Genomic DNA, 19,101 nt, shown 5'->3' with positions numbered 1-19,101 from the left:
AATACAAACCTGGCAGAATGCTTGAGTACTCTCAGGGGCTCTGGCTTACCTTTAAGCGGATGAACTGCTTCGTTCCCCCGGTTGGAATCCGGACCTCACGGGTTTCGAAAAAGCCATCACTCGAAAGATAACGATCCGTTTCAGGTTTCCAAGTGATCAGGTCTGTCGAGCTGTAGACCTTGAAGTCGATCCCTTTGGCGGTTATCGAGCGGGTGTAGGTAAAGACCGAATCTGTTCCATCGACCTCTTGCGTTGGGAGGTAGAGGTGATCCGGCTGCAAGGGGTGCATACCCAGGGCATACTCCATCAGGTTAACCACTCCATCGGAGTCGAAATCATCACTTGGCCCACCCTTCTCTGGAGAGCCGTCGCCAAAGAACAATTCGCTCCAAGCCAAGTAGTCGATCGCCCATGTTCCGGGATTCGCCGTCGATGCCGACCAGCTTGAGGCAAAATTTCCAAAGCCGCCGTAAAGATGCACTCGATGTAATGAATCACCCGATCCGGCAGCCGTGACTGGCCATGGTGAGGCATTGGAATAACGCACTTCATCTTCGGTAACCTGAGGATAATACTCAGGGTCATCCTCCGGAGGGGAGTCCGGACGCCGCAAGCGAACGGCTCCGGAGACCTTGTCCAGCGGACCATCGAGAAATGGTCCAACCAATTGCACGGATGAATCAATACCAAATGCAGCCCGGAAGATAGCAGCCGCGGCAACATCCACCAGTGGATCAAACGATACCAACACAAGACAGCCACCTGGCTCGAGGCTGTGTGCGGAGGTGAAGTCGAAATCAGCCCCTCCCCTCACAGTCCAGTGGTCCAAGTGCTCGGTTGTGTCACCGGTATTATAGAGTTCCACAAACTCCAACAAATCCCCGGCGGATCCAGCGGGAGCATACATCAACTCGGAAATCACCACCGGTCCCATGACGGGTCCTGCATTGTTCCGACCGAAGGTATTTTCCGTCATCGTCACCAAGGTGCCCGTGCCGGCACCATTGGGCCAGCGACCGAGGGACTCCCCCGCAAAAGCGGCTTCAAAATCCACCTGATCGACAAATCCAACCAATCGATCATCGTTCGTTGTTTCCAGCAACCAAAGTTTGTCGCCATGGGAGCTGCTCAAGGAGAAGGGTCTACCCGGTGTCCAGGTTCCCTTGCTGGCATGGTTATCAAGAAACTCGGTGTTGATCGAAAAATGATTTTCGTTGAGGACGGTCACTTCAAATGTTCCGTTGTAGCCGCCAAATCCACCATAGCCAGAAAGGGTCACCACATCTCCGGTCGTAAGACCATGGGAGGGTGATGTCACTGCTGTGGGAGCCTGCCCGGCTACCCCCGAGTAAGTCGAAATGATGTTCGAATGATCGACATTAAAGTCACTCTCGTCAAAGGTCACGTACGCTCCGGCGGCAATCACTGTTCCGTTGGGAACCCTAAAAGATCGGTAGGTGCTGGACCGGTCCGACAATACCCAGCCTGAAATATCAAGGGACGCCTCCGTGGTATTGTGGAGTTCAATTTGATCCAAGGCTTGGAGTTCGCTATGGGTGAAGACTTCGTTGATCACCACCCGCTGGTCCAACCCCTTGCCAGCCACTCCCGGCGAGCCATGAAACTCACTGCTCGACCGCCAACTTTCTGAATATGCCACCTCTCCAGTCGGATGGATCAACTCCAAAGAAGATCCCTCCCCATCGGCGCGCCCCGGCCATTGCCCCTGGTCACTGTATATCAAACTCTGGGCAAGACCACCGTCATGCAAGATGAGACTGATCTGCTCCCCGCTATTGGAGAGTCCGCCCTCGTAGCTGCCAACGATAGGGACACCGGGGTATCTGATGGCAAAGGCCTCGGCATCACGCACAAGAACCGCCATCGCACCGGCATTCAAGACGGTATTTCCAAATGTAAAATCCAGTCCCTCTCCAAAATGAACACCAGCAAGATTCACCGGATAGCTTGAGATGTTCTTTATTTCTACAAACTCAAATACATCCGCATCGGACAAGTCCCGTGGGATAGCCAGAGCTCGTCCTGCGGCCAGTTCCACGGCGGTCGCTTCAGAGGGGTGATAGTGAATCTCGGTCAGCACCAAATCGTCAGCCAGCGCCAACGCTTCCAGGAAGAAAGTTGCCTCGTTGAGTGCCGACCACGTGTCGCCCTCCTTCAAGCGGGTTTTGACCGTTTGGCTGGAGGGTAAATTCACCGTTTGCCCTGAAAGGATAGCGATTGCCGAAGGGTTGACTGCACCACCTTCCAAGCGAGGATCGCTACCATCAAGGGTATAGTAAATTGTGCCGCTTCCCGCTGTGAGCGTTAAGATTCCACCAGCAGCTATTTCACCACCATGCTGTGGGGAGCCATTCACTAAAAACTCCGGAGCATTGATCTGTGGGAATAACCCCTCACTGACGTAAAGGCCCAGCACATTGCTTGTCCGCACTGGAAAATAGCTACCGATCAAACGGGACTGCTCTGTCAACCACTCACCATCGCGGGTATAGGCCGGCGTCCGTCGGTGGTTGCCCCATCTCGCCGATTCAGCGATGATTGCTCGGTCAAGGTTGTTTGCGTACTTCATCCAACGGTCGGCACAGGCTCCGGGGGTCAGTGACCCGTCGTTAAAGAAATGTTTCTGTACCCGGTCTGCAAAGCGCATCTTGTATTCGGCATGGGTCTCGAGTGTGCTGCGCACGCCCATCGGATCAACCGGCGCATTGGTCGCCGTTTCACTTTCCAAGGTCCGCTCCCCGTCCCAGGAATAAAGTTGCCACGGTTGCATCAACTCTGGCTGACCTTCCGGAAATGGACCGCCGCCAGCGGCTCGCCAGTTACCATTTGATTTTAAATCGTGATTGGCTCCATACCGGTTGATGATCTGGTAATCGATGTATTGATCCATATCAATCACCCCTTGGATCTTTGTCCAATCTCCATCAGCCACCACTTGAGAGACCTCATTCCACGCGGTTGCATTGCCATCGACAACCGACCCTCCGTTACGCGCATCAAGCAGATCGTCGTCGCCTCCGTTATAGGATGCGTAGTGCGAGGCTTCGGGACGCTCGCAGAGGTTGTGGACCCCCCAGTAGAGACCATTGACAAAGATATGGACCATCATGCCGTGACCTGCAGCCGGGCTCCCCATATCAAGCATGGACTGACGCATCCACTGGTCGCGAATCATGGAGCCGCGACCACGCTGTCCGGCGTCACGATGAATCCAGGAGTTGTTATACCCAGCGCGCAGGGCGAGTGAATTAAACTCCTCCACATTCGATCCTGGGAAGAGTGCCTGGTTTAACCTCCCCGTCCCGTATTCTTCCCTGAACCGAAAGTTCATCGAGTGTTTTGGACTGCTGCTTGGATTGCGACTCGCCCCCCCTTGAACTTTGATGCCGCAGTTGACCTGCCAGTCGTTGCGGGTGTCGCCTCGCGCCGGAATAAACTCCGCAGAACATTCGTGTTCCAAACTGCTATCGGTTGAGTTGGTATAAATGCCGTTGCTACCGCTGAAATCAGCATGGTTCATGGCGATGGAAAGGGTGGGAATATCACGCATGCCTAACAGCATGGTCTGGGCTGTTGAGGTGCTATGATGGGTAGCCGTTGCTGTCGATTGAGACACGGCGGTGTTCATATTGTAGTCGCCAGACGTCAGGCTGCCCCAACCGGCTGGCTGAGTCTGCTGAAGGAAAGCGGTATTCAAACCTGAGCTGTCCGTGCCGTCGGCATTGGCATGATCGATATCCAGCAGCAAGTAGGTTCGGGTATCAACCGTTGTCGGAGCGTAGCCGGCTTTGACGGCAGCCGCGCGAACCGCCGTCGTTTGGGTCACAGGAACGGGTGTCGTATAAATCGCAGCCGTGGCAGTCGGGTTCCCGCTACCGTCGATAGGTTTGCTGCCATCGGTGGTGTAATAGATGGTTGCCCCGGGTGTTGGGTTGGAGAGGGTGACCTCGATCGCGGTCTGGTAGTAGCCGCGGTCAGGGGAAAAAGCCATGGCTTCCACTCGGGTGATACCGGAAGAGTCGTTGGCAGCCCCTGGTGTCGGAGAAGAAAAATAGACGGAGGCTCCCAGGCTGGGATGTAAACCATAGGACACATCCTTGTCCTGCGGAGGATAGTCTGCTCCGCTGGGACCAAACTCGCTTGCAACCGTTCCGGAAGGACGCACAAGGGCGAGGTATTCTCCTTTGGCGGATAGCTTGAAGTTGGTATGCAAGTTGCCATTAGCATCGGGGCTATTGGCACCGGAAGCGTAAACAACCAAATAACCTCCGGCAACGATCGTGGTCGCCGATGGGAATGTCCATTGGTTGAGTTCATCGGCGCTATCGGTAAGTTTCCATCCGCCGAGGTCCAGTGTTGTGCTGCTGGTGTTGTGGATTTCAATCCAATCATCGGTGGACCCCGGCACCTGGTTGGCAATGGGGTACCACGTGTTCGTATTATGCGTGTCTCCTCCATCGTTCGACGCCATAAACTCGCTAATCAACAAGGCGCTCAGCTCAAGAGTGGTGAAACTGGCTGTCGAGTCTACCCAGACCGAGCCCGCTTCATTTTCCACGTAGACCCGAAAGTAGTAGGTCGTGAGAGGGTTTAAGCCCGTCACGATGGATGAAAAGTCCGAGCTCTGTTCGCCAAGGCTGACCGATGCGTCCCAATGCAGTGGATTTTCGCCGCCATCGTTGTCGCCCCAGTAAAGGGTGACCTCCGGCGGGGACCCGCCCGTGGAGACAATCGACCCTCCAATCTGAGCGGACGTCCCAGTGAGATGACCCGCCTCGCTATGGGCCACTGTGGGAAGGGAGAAAGCGGCAGTGGTAAACTGGCCACTTGCACTTGCCCAGGCTGAGCCGCCCGAGTTTTGCGCAAAAGCACGGTAGTAGTAAGTCGTGTTGTGGGTCAGACCAAAGAGATCGGTGGTAAACGCTCCTGACTGCGCACCGATACTGACGGAATGATCCCAGGATGTTGCGACTGTGCCGCCATCGTTGTCGCCATAGTAGATGGTGACATTTGGAGTTTCACCTCCGGTGCCGGTCACTGCTCCATTGAGATAAGCTTCAATGTATGAGACTTCACTAGCGGCGTGGTTGACCACCACCGGGGGATCCGGCAGTGCTCCCGTTGTAAACGAGGCTGTTGAGTCAGCCCAATCCTGACCTGCACTATTGCTCGCAAAACAACGGAAATAGTAGGTGGTTGATGGCGTTAAACCACTGACCCCGGTGGAGAACGTGGCATCTTGGTTTCCCAAGGTAATGAAGTGGTCCCACGCCTCCGCGGTGGTGCCGCCATCATGGTCACCCCAGTAGAGGGTGACCGTCGGGTTTGCGCCGCCGGTTTCCGTGACCTCACCTCCGAAGGTCGCAAAAGTAGGATTGATATCGACAGCATTCGCGTTGGTGACCGTGGGAGGATCGGATGCCGCCATACGCACATCACCGTGAACCACCGGAGTGTCAAAATCCTGATCCCCCGAACCCGAACCGCCTGCATACCAGGTGAAGGTCACGGTCGTATCGGTCAGCCCTTGATATGCCGCTCCTGTGAGATCTACGCTTACGGTATCGACATCGTAGCGGTGGCTTCCTACCTCGCTGTAGATGAGACCGGTATCGAGGCTGGTTTTAAATGCAATCCACCGGGCGTTGGACGTCGAGTCCGTGGCTTGTCGTGAAAGCCATGTGACCGAGCTCAGATCGACGATCGTATCGGCTGGGATATGGATTGAAAAGCTGACCGCATTGAGGTCGGCCGCTGGTAGGCTGCCTACGGTGGGTTGGCTGGCAGTGCCACCATCGATCTTGGTTGCAGGACCGCTGGGCATACCAATGGCGGCGCTGTCGCTGGTCAGAAACTTTCCTCCATTCACGAATACCCAATCACTCACGGTGACGTGATCATCTGGGGCAAGGTCGTCCGAGCTTCCCAGGGAAATGTCTAATTGACCACCCGCCGCATCGAATACCGTTGACGTTGAGAAGTCAGAACCAGCAATCGGAGCCGCCCCAAGAGATGATCCAGACAAAGCAACAAAACTCCATAGTGAAACAACGATGGCAATGAGTGATGGATGTTTCATTGGAGAAAGGGAAAACCTGCCCAAATAGATCAGAGTATGAGTCACCCGATTCATTGGTGCATGCGTAGGATGTGCTTCACGAGATCAAAAACGATCAACCGCAGTGAGATCAGCCTGCATCCAAACAAAACGTTCATATCCAAGCAGTCAAGGCAGGAAAACTTCGCTCGATTGAGGTTTTTGCGACATTCATTGGGGCATCCGTCTGATTTGACTGCCACAGGTGAACGTGAAATTTTGGTGATTTTTCAGGGCGAAAATTGACTCTACTCTGAATGAACACCACTTCTGAAAATGCATCCATGGCTTGGATGCTCTACCAGTTGCATCAACTGATGAGAACCTGATTTTGCTGCTGAACCCGCATAAATTCAGCCAATGCGTGGCTCTCCGCCTGAGAGTGGTTCTTCCGGAGCGAACCAAGAGGCTTGTCACCATTGGTCGTTATTTATCGGCAGCGAAGGACGATTGACGACTGAACGGTATTGTTACGGAAGCACCTGAAAACATCACACAAGAGTCTAAAAACGCTATGATCCATTGATAATATCTTATTCAAATATGAACAGTTCACCCCAATATGATTGATGCGAACTATGACCTCACCTATAGCTCAATTTGATTGAGTGATCACGCAAGCGATGGCTGCGTGATCACTCCTTACAAACACACACAAAAATGAAATCTTATAACATTCAAATAGGCGTGGCTGCCCTTGGCTTGGCGTCAACTCATGGAGCTGCCGTGATTGGTTCGGATTTTTCTGATGCCAGTACGTTTAATGCCACTGGTGGCAACTATGACGAACTGGTGGACGATTTAAACATTGCAGACGGCATCACAACGACAGCATGGGGAAATGCCAATCACATTAGCCAAGACACAAACGGAAATAGCCTTGGGACATCCGGGTTTGCAGCGAAGATTAATGGCAACAATAACTACGCTCTGCCCGTTATCGGCTCGCAGGCATCCCTGATTGATAATGGTGGTCGGAATACCTATTTTACAATTACCATTGATGCAAATACCGTCTTTGATCTCACTCGCGTCGATTTTAGTTGGAGAGCTGCCACCACAGCCGCTACAAATACGCGATGGCTTGCTTTTTCAACCAGCATCGAAGATAAAGTGATCTTTAGTGAGATAGCGACCGAAACATCCAATGGGACCGATGATGCCCAGGACCGCTCTGGTAACCGGTCCCCGAACGAAAGTATTATCTTTTCTGATCCTGCCTATCAAGGGCTCACCGACACGACAATAACCTTCACATGGCATGCCGGAGGCACGGCTGGCAACCCTGGCACAAGTGATTCAGACTTCGCCAATGTGGTCATTCATGGTGATGTTTCCTCTGTTCCTGAGCCAAGCTCAGTCGCATTGCTTGGTCTTGGTGGACTCGCTCTCCTCTTGCGCCGCCGCAAATAGGGGGAGCTTGTTGGTTCCAATGGCCACCTATACCTGTAAGGTCCATATTAAAAAATCGCCCACCGAAACATCAGTCCTATTCATTCGCCCTTTCAGGGCTTATGAACTTTTAATCTTGGTTCCTAGGGCGTTGCCCTAGGCCATGATCGTTCGCACCTTTGGTGCTTATGTCAACCAAGGCTCAGAGTCAATCAAGCGAATGCATTCTACTGCCGATGCTCAATCATACACTTGTGGATAAAGCTTAGGGCAAACCATCTCCAGCGCCCCCGTAGTTCAACGGATAGAACAGCGCGGGCTCGTGAGCATAGCGAGCATGCCTTTCCAAGGCTCCGCCTTCCGGAGGAGGAAGGCGCTTTTCACGCACAGACGGAGCGGAGTGCAGTCAACGGTTTCCGGTGGAAACCCAGCATGACGACTTGACCTTTGGGTCACTTCAAGGCAAACCATCTCCAACGCCCCCGTAGTTCAACGGATAGAACAGCGCGGGCACGTGAGCATAGCGAGCATGCCTTTCCAAGGCTCCGCCTTCCGGAGGAGGAAGGCGCTTTTCACGCACAGGCGGAGCGGAGTGCAGTCAACGGTTTCCGGTGGAAACCCAGCATGACGACTTGACCTTTGAGTCACTTCAAGGCAAACCATCTCCAACGCCCCCGTAGTTCAACGGATAGAACAAGGGTTTCCTAAACCTTAGATCCAGGTTCGATTCCTGGCGGGGGTACCACCTAAAAAACGGCATAAAGTCAATATATTCAATAGTTTATAGGCTACTTAGTAAGCCTGACTGAAAAATCAACATGCGGGTGTATTCGGGGTGATTCGGGCTAATTTGCGGAGATAAAGTGAGACAAATCGGAGACTGATAGGCCTCGATTGCATGATTAAACTTGTATTGTTAGTAGCTGGCCGGACCAGCCCGACAAGGATCGGTTTTATATCGCCGTAGAGTATTTATCTCTGTAATGTTGACTCTGATGTTTGATACAGTGTATTTCGATCAGAGGTTGGAGAGTCTTGGCGAGCATGATGATTGGTACGTGACCTTGAGGAAGCCCTTGAAAGCCGAGGACGGTGATGGAAGCCCGCAGTTCATATCTGCCAAGCACAAGGATACCAAAATCACCTTAAGCGGATCACTTGATGAAGGGTTCACAAAAGTAAAAGTCCCGAGCTTGGCATCGCTTTTGCATGGTCAAAATGGTCAGCCATTGGAAGGGCCTCAAGAGGTAGCGGCAGCCTTTGACGTCCTTGAGGGTTTGCTGGCTATGGTCTCAAAACCAGACGGTCCCAGAAGCTTCACAAGGGTGGATATAGCTCTCAACTTGAATATCAAATACAGAGATATTGAGTATGGGCTCTGGGGTTCTGCTTTAAAGCAGGGACGCAAGACACCGATGATTTACCCCAGGGAATCCATTACTTTCAGACGCGCCGCCACCGAGCTTAAATTTTATGACAAGGCAATCCGAACCCAAGCTAAGGACGTACCTGGGGCAGCGTCACTTCAATCCTTTGTAAGAGTTGAACTTTCCCTGAAAGGGGAGGACTTGAAGGATGCTTTCACTGGCGGCGCTCTACCAGTTACTGGGCTTGACTACATGAAGAGCTATGAGGTGCTAAGGGAGCACGTGCTTGAAGTAGCACCAGCAACAAAGGCCATTCAAGTCACCGATACCGATAGTTATCTGGCTTGGCTGTATAGGCAGGACCCCAGCTTGTTAATGCCTTACATTGAACGCGAGGGCAAAGGAAAGAGTCCATCAAGGCGAAAGAAAATGAGGGAGGTCGCAAGGATGGCCACTACCATTGGTGAAAATGAAATCCCGTGGTCCGATGTAATGCCAAAGGATCGACCGCCTGTGCAAATTCAACTGTTTTATCCCAATGAGATAAAGGATGTATTCCACCCTGGGATAGCAACTCATCCGGTCAGTGAGGGGCTGCTCATTAGCTCTGACGGTAATGAGACTGTGCTCCAGAGGTTGGTGAGAAATGCTCGATATCGATGTGGTTTAGGCAAAGATCGCTGGGGAAAAATCAAGCCTATCGAGGTGGATTCGCATCGGCTTGGCGCTTCTGATTATTCCGATTGATACACGGTTTACTATATAATTATATAGTTAAGGTGTTAATTCTGACTAACATTATCATGGTGTAGGGTGAATGCATGGATGCTTTCCACGGTGTCATGAGTGATCGCTGAGTGGCGAGCAGCCACTCAGCGTGAAGGACCCAGCCCCACGTGAGCCTAGCCATCCGGAGTCAAGTTGGCGGAGGGGATCGCCGTAGGCGAGCAACGCAGCCAATCTTGCGACGGGGGCCCCGCAGGGCGGTGCGAAGCACCGTAGGCATCAACTGGGGCATTGTCCGGAACCTGCCATCCGATGATAGGCTGGTGATTGATATAAGACATTGAAGGAGAAGATGGATTGGGTAGGTAAAAAACGGCACCCCGATTACCCATCAAGGGCAGTCAGGGTGTCGTCTTGTCTAATGTACCCGTAATTATGTTCAGATCGCTTCTGCCGTACGCTGAGCCCAGTATCGGATACTGGCCACCTCCTCGTCGTCCGACGCAGCAGCGGGCGTTTTACGTACAATGGCAGCCAATATATCCTTCTCTCCCGGACAATTGTCTTTTGCGCAGTGGACTGACCGGACAACGACCTCAATCTCCCCGGGGGTAAATAGGGCGCTGACCTCGGCCAGCTTTACGTTATCATAGCGGGTCGGATCACCTTCGAACCGTTCGATCAGACAGTCCCACAGAAACGCCCGCTCTTGGAGGTTGGGCAAGTCGATGTGGAAAATTCGGTCAAACCATGTTGAGTGGATGAGCGGTGCAGGCAATTTGTGCGGTATGCTTGTGGTGACCATGACGAATACCCGATTCTGGATATCCGGTTGCAGTGCCAGAAGTCTGAGTAGTTCAATGCAGCTTTCATCAGGTTCATCGATCCAAAGGACCGCCGGACCGTCCGGTAGCTCGGCGATAATGTCGGTAGCCTTACTCTCCCCGGGATGATATCGCAGGACTGCGCGGTTGAGGTGTTTTGCGGTTGCCTTCACACATGCGGCTTTTCCGGTACCGAGCATACCTGCAATTAGCACGCCACGTGGTGCCAGCGGGTCGCCCGACTTGAGCACAGGTACAAGTGGATCGACCCACAGGCGGTAATTCTCGAATCCCACAAGCTGGCCGAAGGTAATCCCGCTTTCAATTCTAGTTAGGTGTTTCATCTTGGTGTTGGAGTTATGGGAGACGCAGTACGCGACTACGCCTCCCAGACTAACTAGCTTGCGAGTGCTACGTGGCTATCGAATAGCCCGTGCAAGGCTTGTCCGCGCTTCACGGCGGTCTGAGGATTCACGGTCTTGTAGACCTCGGTGAACGCATTGAACAGCGACCAACCGTTGCGAAGCATAAACTCCTCATGCTGGGGTTTGCGCCACTCCTGAAGCACAGCAGGTACTTGACTGGCGGTGACAGCACCACAATCGACTGCGCGGATGACGAGGTCATGAGCGGACCTGTCAGGCAGGTAATGTTGCTTGTAACTGGCAACACGACGATCCAGATCCCGGAACTTATCACCAAGCTGTCCAACGGCACGTGCTGTCAGTTGGCGTAGATCACGCATGGCAAAACGCGTGTGCTTGCGGCTGAGTTTTACCTCGCCATTGAAGCACAAGTTGTCACAGACGAATACCTGGGTTCCGGCAACGAGTCCGGCGGGCAAGCTCTTGTCATGGCTGTTACGCAGTCCCACCACCCAGTTGAAATCCTGCTCATTACGAGTTGGTAGGCTCACTTGGATTACTCCAAAGTAGCGAGCCCCGTCATGGGTGATGGAATGCGTTTCCCCTTGAATGATGAACCCGGTTTCACTCAGTTGGTGCTCAATCTCGGCAAGCAAGTTTCGATGAGGGATCGGGTACCAACTTTTCGTGCCGTTCGGGGTGATGACCTCAAAAAGGTCCTGGCGATCTACCACCTGCGCTCCACAGTGTAGCAAAAGTCCTTTGGGACGTACTTCGGTGTTTAGCTCAGGTGGGTTTTCAACGACCTCAAACGGGATGGGCCGGGCTGCCACGTTCTGCGGCTGTTCTAGCGCAATGATGTTGTTCATGGTTTTGGTTTCTTTCTAATGTTATTGGTTGATATAAAAATGGCCGGAACCTCGGAATGAGGAATCGGCCACGGTTGGGGTTATTTGGGGGATGTCTTATCTCTTGCTGGTCATCAGGGCATAGACCCCGGTAATACAGAAGAGCACAAGTAAAACGACCCAGAGGTCGTGAATCAGCCACAGGCTGAGTGCTGTGATGGATAGTGCCGCGAAGGCATAGATGATGGTATTGCCGTGCTTCATAGCTGTAGGGGTTAGTTGTTTTTACCTCTGCTGATGAGAGCGACGGCAATGATCACAGCCACACCGATCAGGGCGTAGCTGTGCACCTTCATACCTTCACCGATGGGTTTGTAGTCCGGGGCCTGAACGATTACCGGTGGCGGCTCGGGTGGCTTTGGCTTTCCTCCACAACTGACAAGTGTCAGCGACAGGAGAATCATCATACAGCTAATGATGAGAGGCCCGATGAATCGAATCATTGAGTATCTCCCTTCACCATACTGTCCGGCCACTGCTTGCAGCGTTCCAGGTGTTCACACCCGGCACACATAAACGATGGCGATGCCGTGTAGTCTTCAGCCATCACCGCATTGACGTATCGATGCAGTAGCTCGATGACATTGACGATCTCCCGGTCACCCAGAGGATCGATCTCAGACACACAGACCTTGGGCTCCTTGGTCTTCACCAGATGGTGCAGCTCAAGTCCTCCTTCTCGCGCTCCGGTACAATGCCGGTAGAGCAGAGCGTAGATGGCGAGTTGGGTTCCGTGCACATGGGCAATGCTGCCCTCGGACGGTGACTTGGCGGCGGTCTTGAAGTCGACGATCCGCCCGCCTTCACGGACAAGATCGACGATGCCGATCACAGGGGGTAAGTCCGGAAGCTTGGCCTCCAGTCTAACCTCGACCCCGGCAATGTCTTCGTCTTCATCAATGACCTGCTCATCCAGATACGTTGAGACCAGACTCCAGGCCTTGTTACGTAGCTTGACCTCCTCCAGATCCGACTTCCATTTCACGGGGTTGTCCAGCTTCTCCTTTTGCCAGGCGCCGAGGAAGGTGCGTATCAGGTCGGAGCGGGTGTATTGGATCTGATCCCATCGCCATAGGTTCCATTGCTGGAGAGTGGCGTGGACCACCTTACCCAAGTGCATGGCCGGTGATGGTTTCGACGGAATGTCGGCAATGTAGCGGAAGTAATGCTTACGCCGACACTGCTGCCAGCAACTAAGCCGGGACGCCGAGATGTAATCCAATGCCCGTCCGTAATCAGGAATGGACTCTGGGTTATCAACGACAGTCTCCATGGCCACAGGATGATCGAGGACGGCACTGATCATCGTTGACCTCCTTTCCGGTAGGCCTTGGGTTTTGACTCGGGCGATTGATTCAGTTGCTCTTGGAAGATCATGTCGATTAATCCTGAAGCTTCGAGCTTGTTGAGTTGCTTGACTCCCTTGCGGAAGCGTTGGCGGCTCTGCTGCTCGATCTGGTTCTTATCCAATCCGTTCTCCGAGATCAGCTTCAGGATAAGTTCCTGTTGCTTCGGTGAGCATTGCCAGCCGGGTTCGGATGAAATCGGTGTGACGTTGCTAGGTTGCGTGGTGTCGGCCTGTGTTGGGGCCGGGGACTCCATACCGTAATCGGGGGACGGCACAAACCCGGTTTGCTGAATCTGACCGTCGACGTTGGACTGGAGTTGGATGTATAAGCGTTCTGCTTCAAAGGCAATATCATCGGTGGTGTTAAGTTCGGTCTCAACGGAGACACTGAACTGATGTGACGAATAGCCAGGGAGGCCCAGACGCTTGGAGTAGTTTGCAATTAGTTTAACTGCCATAATAGTTTGTTCCTTTCTAGGTTGGTGTTGATGGTCCAGACGAAAGGGCTCGTCGGGACGCAAAAACGGCCACCAGATATGCTGGGAGCCGTTCATCTTTATATAACCTGAAAGGTGGGAGGATTGCACGGGGGAGGAGTTTACTGTCAGAAAAAAGAGAGTCGGCTGTCTCGGAGGGCTCAGAGTTGTCCACTGACACCACTGACACCGCTGCATTCAGGCTGCACTGGGGTCGTGAGGCGAAGCTGTGTCAGTGTCAGCACAACAAGCTAAATGTTACTGACTCGTTGTTCGGCACCATATCTGCCCTTCCAACATACTTGTCCTTACTTCCCGGCCACAAAAAAGGCCGCCACGGACATGTGACGACCTTATGTATGTCTGGGTGTGGACTTAGTTACATCTCAAGCAACCTGCCGTGCAGTTTGCCGACAGTTGCCAGAAGTTGAGGACAAGGGACGAGATCGTCATGGTCCGCATCAACGGATCACTGAAGCACTTGCCGATGAATTCAGCCAGAACCTCATGTACAGGCTCCGTGAGTTGTTCGCATGCGATGTCGGCTTCAGTCATACTTCGATGGTTTGGGTGTGGATTGAGGTTGCGAGTCTTCCGGTCAGGCTCCATTCACCATTTGTGTTGTTTTGTACATAATCACCATCTTCCAGTTCGAATAACAGCTCCCGACATTGAGCCGTGCTCAGCCTGTTGAATCTTCGGGTTAGGTCGCGAACAGAATGTGGACCCCTGTCAAGTTTATGCAGTATGCTTTGTTTGAGCCTGTCGTTTCGGGCCTGTTGCTTGGAATATGTCATGAGGCTGCGGGCGTTGGCCATGCGCTGAACCAGAAGGCGTGCAAACACCTCTATGCCTTCCATTGGATTACCGGCGTCGGCTACCCTTAAACAAGAGGTAAGCTCAAGAACGCCGAAGACGAGAGAGGCCAGCAAGTTGCGTGCATGGCCGTTGATACCCGGAAGAGAGTCTTCGACGCCCTTGAGAAATTCGATCCACCTGTGCTGAGCCCCGATCATATCCAGTTCGTGGAGCACTGGATACTGTGACTCGTGGTTGAGACGTTGACCAAAGCCCCGGGACAATGCTTCCTTGAATCGATTGGTTGGATTACCGATCCAGGATATGTCATGAACATGGTTATGGGGTTCGGGTCCCGCGTTACCGTCAACCAACCAGACGCAGTGGTTGAGGTAAGCGGTATTATGGGTGGTGTTTTTGATCAGATCACTTAGCATGTCATCAGGATCAGTAATGATCAGATTCCCCTTAACCGTTTTGCCGTGTTCGGTGTCCGGGAGCAGGCCGTGCTGCAGAGCACTACAGAGTTCGGACATCCGATCGTAGCACGAGCTGTGGTTCAGACCCAGTAGGACAAGCGGTTTGCCAAGATGAGATCCCTGCACTTGCGTTTTTAGTTCACGGGCATTGGAAGCACTCACCACGATCTTGGCATCTTGGGTCAGTGTGTCGAAGTCAGGATTCGGAGGACTGTTTGCCGCCATGGCCCAGTTACCGGTTGCCGAATTCATGGCTCCTTGTGAATGATTAAGGGCTGCATGCAGTGAGCTTTCCGCCTGATTGGTTTTCTTTCGCTTCAGGAATGTCACTTGCTTGGGGCGGTTAGCTTCATCTTCCTTGGTCTGTATGGCTTTTGCATGTTTAAGCTGACTGACGATGTTATTTTGCCGTAGCCGCAGTTCGGTAAGTACGTCGTTCGTGATGATACTAGAACTTAATGCCCCAGTGACTAGCAGACTGGTTCCGACAGGGGAGCATTTTGCATCGGGGCTGATGATAGCGCTGCCGGGCCGTGCGATGTTGGCCAGGGTGCAGAGCATGGCAGCTAGTGTATTGATGCCAGCGTTAAGGTCGCCTTCACCCAAAGCATGGGCGTTGAAGGTATTGAGGAATGTATCGAGTTGGTCTTGCTCGTCCGGGTTCATGAGCGTTGTAATTAATTATCTACGATCATACCGGAGGGACTGGTGATGTACAGCGAAAATGTGTGATGGGGCTGAAAATAATTTGAGCGAGGCAGTGATATCAGCTTGTTAAGCCTGCACGGGATTGCCTAATGATAAGGCAGACAAAAAGAAGCCCCCATGGTTTTTGGGAGCTTCTTTGAAGGTCATAGGCGGACATTCGCTGTCCCCGGTTTAACTTCTTTCCTAGAGAATGATCTCTTCCTTTTCGACCGAATGTTTCGTGGCGGTGGAGGTTTTGCTCTGGGTTTCTCCTGTCCACCAGGAAAGAGGCTGCCATTGTTCCCCGTCACTAATGAGTGTGCTTTTTTCGATGACCCCGGCCTCAGCCAATTCTTTGATCTCGGTGAAGCTGATGGGGCCGAGAGTTTTGTGATCCCGTTTGTAATACATCTGCCGATCTCCCTCGGCCCGGGCATTCATCGTTTTCTCGTCAAGAACCGAAGAATCGCCCATTTCCATAGCCATCTTCATTGCCTTTACTTGTTTTACTCCGTGGGAGATCATCTTGCCTACGGCGGCCCAGGCAATGATCCCGAGAATACCTCTGGAAATGAAGTGCGCCACACCCGAGTCTCCTCCGACCGGAGAGTTCCACGTCATATGCAGAATGACAGCCAGCCCAAAGATGCTGTAGAAGCGTTGGTCCTGGAAGGTTTCCATCGTGACCTTAGAGGATGCTGTGACTCGGCAAAACGCTGCAGCTGTTAAAGCCGTCCAGATGACGTGTCCGAATGGGCTCAGGATGGCCCTCAACCGGATATTGTCGTTCATAGCTTCGCTGGCTAGAGGGTAAGCCGTAGAAACCATTGAGAAGAATTCTTCTTCGGAGTTAAACTTTTGTTCAAGTACGTTCATATATGCACCTTCAACGATCATGTTATATTTAGACAGGAAGATGTTGAAGGCGTATCCCGCCGATTCAAATGCGGCAAATCCGGCGCCTACAGCTCCACCGACAAGTAAGCCTGTAAAGATGGTTTTGCGTGGAACCATTTTCAGTAGCAGGATGGCAATGACGAGTTTGGCTGTTTCCTCGACGGGTCCGGCAACTGACGCGTTCAGCCATGTGGTAAGCCCCCACGAATTAGCCAAAGCCTGTATGGGGTGAGTGACCGTAAGACTAAGAACAGCCCCCGCAATAAATGCTCCAGCGACTCTAATGATAGATATGTTCTTAAGGATATTGATTTCGTAGAACAGTAGGAGGACGGCACATGGACCCACGAAGCTTCCCAGCAGAATGACTCCGGGAATGAGTGTGGGGTTGTCGTAATATTGCCATACTATGCCGAAGAACCAATAGGCGCAGATGCCAAGTACTAGGAAACGGACAAACAACCAGGGGCGAGGGAACTCGAGGGGGATGTCCTGAAGGCTCGGAGTTTTATGGGGTAGCCCCCAACTAAGAGATTCTTCTATGGATCGGTTCTTATGCCTTTTGAAGACATCCGAGAAAAAGTGTTTCCAGGAAAATTGAAAGGAGCCGGCGGCAGGTTGCGAGACGGTATCGTTATGTTGATTGGTGGGCATGTGGATAGATGGGGTGAGATGTAACTTAGGAGTGATGGCTAAAACAGGACACAAAGGCCCGGGCCTCCATTTCAGAGTTAAAGGTGATGCGGGTGTAGCGAGATGTAGAGCTGTCGACAGGCTTGATTTTAATCTTAACCTCACACCCATCTCGCGTTGGTTGTTCAACCGGATTGATAGTTTCTTTACCCTTTGAGACTGGGAATTGTGTCGTGACAAGGAAGATCGATCCAAAGAATCCGAAGCTGAATGATACGGAGGCAAGTGTGTGCTGGTATGCGTAGGATGCCAACTGGTAGTCATTGCCGTGAAGTGAGAGGAACATCGACATGAGCGAAGGGAAGCTTTCGCCTGTTCTTATCTCAGTGACCAACACATGCGCAGCTGGGGCCGTTGTCAGGAATCCTACTAATAGAGCCACAGGTGTGAAGGCTAGCCCAACGAGGCATCTGGCCCACCATTTTAGCCGTTTGCTGCCTCGGGCGTGGAGCTCTCCCTGTTTGACGGATAACTGACCTCTGCCTATGCAGAGGGTTCGAGGTTTGTGTAGTATGAAGCGTCCGAAATTGACATCCCATGACTCAGAATCCAGAGTATGGGAAGTTGTAGCTTGTTGAAAAAGTCTTATTTGAGCTGCTTGCCATGTCTTTTTGCCGTCAGACGAAACCATGGTTTCGGCATTGATCTCACCGGATTTCAGGAGAAGTTGGATGACCCTTTCAGGGTGCGGCCCCTTCGGTTTTTCATCCTCTAGGAAATACCAGTTCTCGGCATTCTCTTTCATGGAAGGAGTAGTTTGTGTTGATTAGTTTCCCCGAACGCCGTCTCCACCACAGGGTAGACACTTCTGACCATTGAACCAACCTGTGCCGTTGCACGACCTGCATTTGACTCCGTGTTTGGTTTGGTCGATTTTCACCCCCGCCCAGGCTTGTGTTGATTTGTGCCAGTAGAGTCGGGCATCTAGGTTGTATGAGTCAGAGACAGTTGTATTCAGGAACGTGAAGACGAAGAGGGCTAAGATGACTATGTATGGAAGGCTAATTGGTATTGTTAACTTTCTTTCTAACCTATTGTGTCTCTTGCTCATGATTTTAGACGGTTGTTTATTGCTCTAATAATGGAGCAAACATCAGTATTTTTCATCCTATGGTCAAGATCCGAATTTGGAGCAGATGGAGAATCATAAGAATGTAGTTGGCCCGGTGATCCGCCGCATGCGTGTGGAGGCGGGGTTGTCTCAAGAGAAGCTGGCCGCCAAGATTCAGGTGGCTGGTTGGGATCTCAGCCGTGGAGGCCTGTCCAAGATCGAGGCCCAGCTACGCCGGGTCAATGATGCGGAGTTGCTCGTATTGGCGCGTGCTCTGAAGTGTGAGGTGGGGGATCTTTACCCTAATAGGGTGAAGGGGCTTAGCGATGTGCTACGCCAGGGTCGGGGCTAGAGGCTGGGAGTGAGTTCGCCATTGATACTTTCCATGACAAAGGTAGTGATCACATAAGGTTCCTTGCCGAAACGTGGGATGTGAGCAACCGCAATAGGTTCCCCTGTGCTCATGTTCACTCCCTGCAACTTTGCAAATTGCCCTTCAAGCTGCTCGATGATGGGGACGATGATCATGGATTCATACGTTGCAAAATCCGAAATATGCAAGCATCCCTCAAGTGTTCCATGTTCGGTGACATGCCGGAACCGAGCTGTTAAAGCGAATGATGATGCCAGATGGTAGTCCTTTGGAGCCAAAGCCTTCAGGGTGGAGCTGATGACATCATCCGGGGCTTCCAGGGTGTAAGCCCTGGCAAGGATTCTGTAAATGAGACCTGATTGTTCGTCTACGATAGGCCAGATGTTTGCGACGAGTTCCATATTGTTTGGTGATGCAGCTGTAATGTTCATAAATGGCCTTGTGTGTTGCTTTCCTTGTATACTACTTTCCCACCCTTAAGGCTCGTAGAATATCAGGAACTTTGTCTATCAGGCGTAGATCTGAGCAATGGCTCTTGTATGCTCGGGCTCGCCGGGCGCTGTCACCTGCCCAGATTGTCAGAAGCGGCTATTGTTAAT

14 protein-coding genes and 1 tRNA gene are annotated in these 19,101 nt (G+C 52.3%); 4 read left to right on the top strand and 11 right to left on the bottom strand.

The annotated features are described in order from the left end of the window. Positions 1-31 precede the first annotated feature (31 nt). Entirely contained in the window at positions 32-6,100 is a 6,069-nt protein-coding gene (locus HW115_RS05175) for a lamin tail domain-containing protein (RefSeq protein WP_178931535.1), read from the bottom strand. A gap of 678 nt (positions 6,101-6,778) precedes the next feature. Here HW115_RS05175 and HW115_RS05170 point away from each other — a divergent pair. The 3 genes from HW115_RS05170 (at position 6,779) to HW115_RS05160 (ending at position 9,624) form a co-directional block, all read left to right on the top strand. Beyond that, positions 6,779-7,531: a PEP-CTERM sorting domain-containing protein gene (locus tag HW115_RS05170; RefSeq protein WP_178931534.1), complete on the top strand. Its 753-nt coding sequence runs from the start codon at positions 6,779-6,781 to the stop codon at positions 7,529-7,531. Positions 7,532-8,180: 649 nt separating this feature from the next. Next, a tRNA-Arg gene (locus tag HW115_RS05165) sits at positions 8,181-8,255 on the top strand. A gap of 250 nt (positions 8,256-8,505) precedes the next feature. Then, on the top strand, positions 8,506-9,624 hold the full coding sequence (locus HW115_RS05160) for a hypothetical protein (protein ID WP_227021295.1): 1,119 nt from the start codon (positions 8,506-8,508) through the stop codon (positions 9,622-9,624). A 418-nt stretch (positions 9,625-10,042) separates the two neighbouring features. On the opposite strand, the gene HW115_RS05155 is transcribed toward HW115_RS05160, so the two are convergent. The 9 genes from HW115_RS05155 to HW115_RS05115 all read right to left on the bottom strand — a co-directional run bounded on the left by HW115_RS05155 (position 10,043) and on the right by HW115_RS05115 (position 17,823). Next, positions 10,043-10,771 carry an AAA family ATPase gene (locus HW115_RS05155; protein WP_178931532.1) on the bottom strand — a complete coding sequence of 243 codons (729 nt, stop codon included), beginning with the start codon at positions 10,769-10,771 and terminating at the stop codon, positions 10,043-10,045. A 53-nt stretch (positions 10,772-10,824) separates the two neighbouring features. After that, positions 10,825-11,661: a DUF932 domain-containing protein gene (locus HW115_RS05150; protein ID WP_178931531.1), complete on the bottom strand. Its 837-nt coding sequence runs from the start codon at positions 11,659-11,661 to the stop codon at positions 10,825-10,827. 96 nt (positions 11,662-11,757) lie between these two features. Then, a complete protein-coding gene (locus HW115_RS05145; protein WP_178931530.1) occupies positions 11,758-11,904 on the bottom strand; it encodes a hypothetical protein in 147 nt (48 codons plus the stop codon). An 11-nt stretch (positions 11,905-11,915) separates the two neighbouring features. Next, positions 11,916-12,107: a hypothetical protein gene (locus tag HW115_RS05140; RefSeq protein WP_178931529.1), complete on the bottom strand. Its 192-nt coding sequence runs from the start codon at positions 12,105-12,107 to the stop codon at positions 11,916-11,918. Between the two features lie 32 nt (positions 12,108-12,139). Then, a complete protein-coding gene (locus HW115_RS05135) occupies positions 12,140-13,006 on the bottom strand; it encodes a RecB family exonuclease (RefSeq protein WP_178931528.1) in 867 nt (288 codons plus the stop codon). Then, positions 13,003-13,506: a hypothetical protein gene (locus HW115_RS05130; RefSeq protein WP_178931527.1), complete on the bottom strand. Its 504-nt coding sequence runs from the start codon at positions 13,504-13,506 to the stop codon at positions 13,003-13,005. Before HW115_RS05130 ends, HW115_RS05135 begins: the two co-directional genes overlap by 4 nt. A 569-nt stretch (positions 13,507-14,075) precedes the next feature. After that, a complete protein-coding gene (locus HW115_RS05125) occupies positions 14,076-15,467 on the bottom strand; it encodes a hypothetical protein (protein ID WP_178931526.1) in 1,392 nt (463 codons plus the stop codon). A 225-nt stretch (positions 15,468-15,692) separates the two neighbouring features. Beyond that, positions 15,693-17,039 (bottom strand): PrsW family glutamic-type intramembrane protease, encoded by a 1,347-nt coding sequence (locus HW115_RS05120; protein ID WP_178931525.1) that lies wholly within the window; start codon positions 17,037-17,039, stop codon positions 15,693-15,695. Between the two features lie 25 nt (positions 17,040-17,064). Next, positions 17,065-17,823, bottom strand: coding sequence for a DUF4339 domain-containing protein (locus tag HW115_RS05115; RefSeq protein WP_178931524.1), 759 nt, complete (start codon positions 17,821-17,823; stop codon positions 17,065-17,067). 391 nt (positions 17,824-18,214) lie between these two features. Between HW115_RS05115 and HW115_RS05110 the strand changes: the two genes are divergently transcribed. Then, entirely contained in the window at positions 18,215-18,481 is a 267-nt protein-coding gene (locus HW115_RS05110) for a helix-turn-helix domain-containing protein (RefSeq protein ID WP_178931523.1), read from the top strand. Here HW115_RS05110 and HW115_RS05105 read toward each other — a convergent pair. Next, positions 18,478-18,933, bottom strand: coding sequence for a hypothetical protein (locus tag HW115_RS05105; RefSeq protein ID WP_227021294.1), 456 nt, complete (start codon positions 18,931-18,933; stop codon positions 18,478-18,480). The two genes, HW115_RS05110 and HW115_RS05105, sit on opposite strands and share 4 nt — an antisense overlap. Positions 18,934-19,101: the final 168 nt, after the last annotated feature.

It is taken from the genome of Oceaniferula marina (assembly GCF_013391475.1).
GTDB lineage: Bacteria > Verrucomicrobiota > Verrucomicrobiia > Verrucomicrobiales > Akkermansiaceae > Oceaniferula > Oceaniferula marina.
This window is presented reverse-complemented; position numbering and strand designations above follow the sequence as displayed.

Coding starts and splice junctions, on each gene's coding strand:
- HW115_RS05175 (WP_178931535.1), bottom strand. CDS start 6,100: ATGAAACATCCATCACTCATTGCCATCGTTGTTTCACTATGGAGTTTT.
- HW115_RS05170 (WP_178931534.1), top strand. CDS start 6,779: ATGAAATCTTATAACATTCAAATAGGCGTGGCTGCCCTTGGCTTGGCG.
- HW115_RS05160 (WP_227021295.1), top strand. CDS start 8,506: ATGTTTGATACAGTGTATTTCGATCAGAGGTTGGAGAGTCTTGGCGAG.
- HW115_RS05155 (WP_178931532.1), bottom strand. CDS start 10,771: ATGAAACACCTAACTAGAATTGAAAGCGGGATTACCTTCGGCCAGCTT.
- HW115_RS05150 (WP_178931531.1), bottom strand. CDS start 11,661: ATGAACAACATCATTGCGCTAGAACAGCCGCAGAACGTGGCAGCCCGG.
- HW115_RS05145 (WP_178931530.1), bottom strand. CDS start 11,904: ATGAAGCACGGCAATACCATCATCTATGCCTTCGCGGCACTATCCATC.
- HW115_RS05140 (WP_178931529.1), bottom strand. CDS start 12,107: ATGATGATTCTCCTGTCGCTGACACTTGTCAGTTGTGGAGGAAAGCCA.
- HW115_RS05135 (WP_178931528.1), bottom strand. CDS start 13,006: ATGATCAGTGCCGTCCTCGATCATCCTGTGGCCATGGAGACTGTCGTT.
- HW115_RS05130 (WP_178931527.1), bottom strand. CDS start 13,506: ATGGCAGTTAAACTAATTGCAAACTACTCCAAGCGTCTGGGCCTCCCT.
- HW115_RS05125 (WP_178931526.1), bottom strand. CDS start 15,467: ATGAACCCGGACGAGCAAGACCAACTCGATACATTCCTCAATACCTTC.
- HW115_RS05120 (WP_178931525.1), bottom strand. CDS start 17,039: ATGCCCACCAATCAACATAACGATACCGTCTCGCAACCTGCCGCCGGC.
- HW115_RS05115 (WP_178931524.1), bottom strand. CDS start 17,823: ATGAAAGAGAATGCCGAGAACTGGTATTTCCTAGAGGATGAAAAACCG.
- HW115_RS05110 (WP_178931523.1), top strand. CDS start 18,215: ATGGAGAATCATAAGAATGTAGTTGGCCCGGTGATCCGCCGCATGCGT.
- HW115_RS05105 (WP_227021294.1), bottom strand. CDS start 18,933: ATGAACATTACAGCTGCATCACCAAACAATATGGAACTCGTCGCAAAC.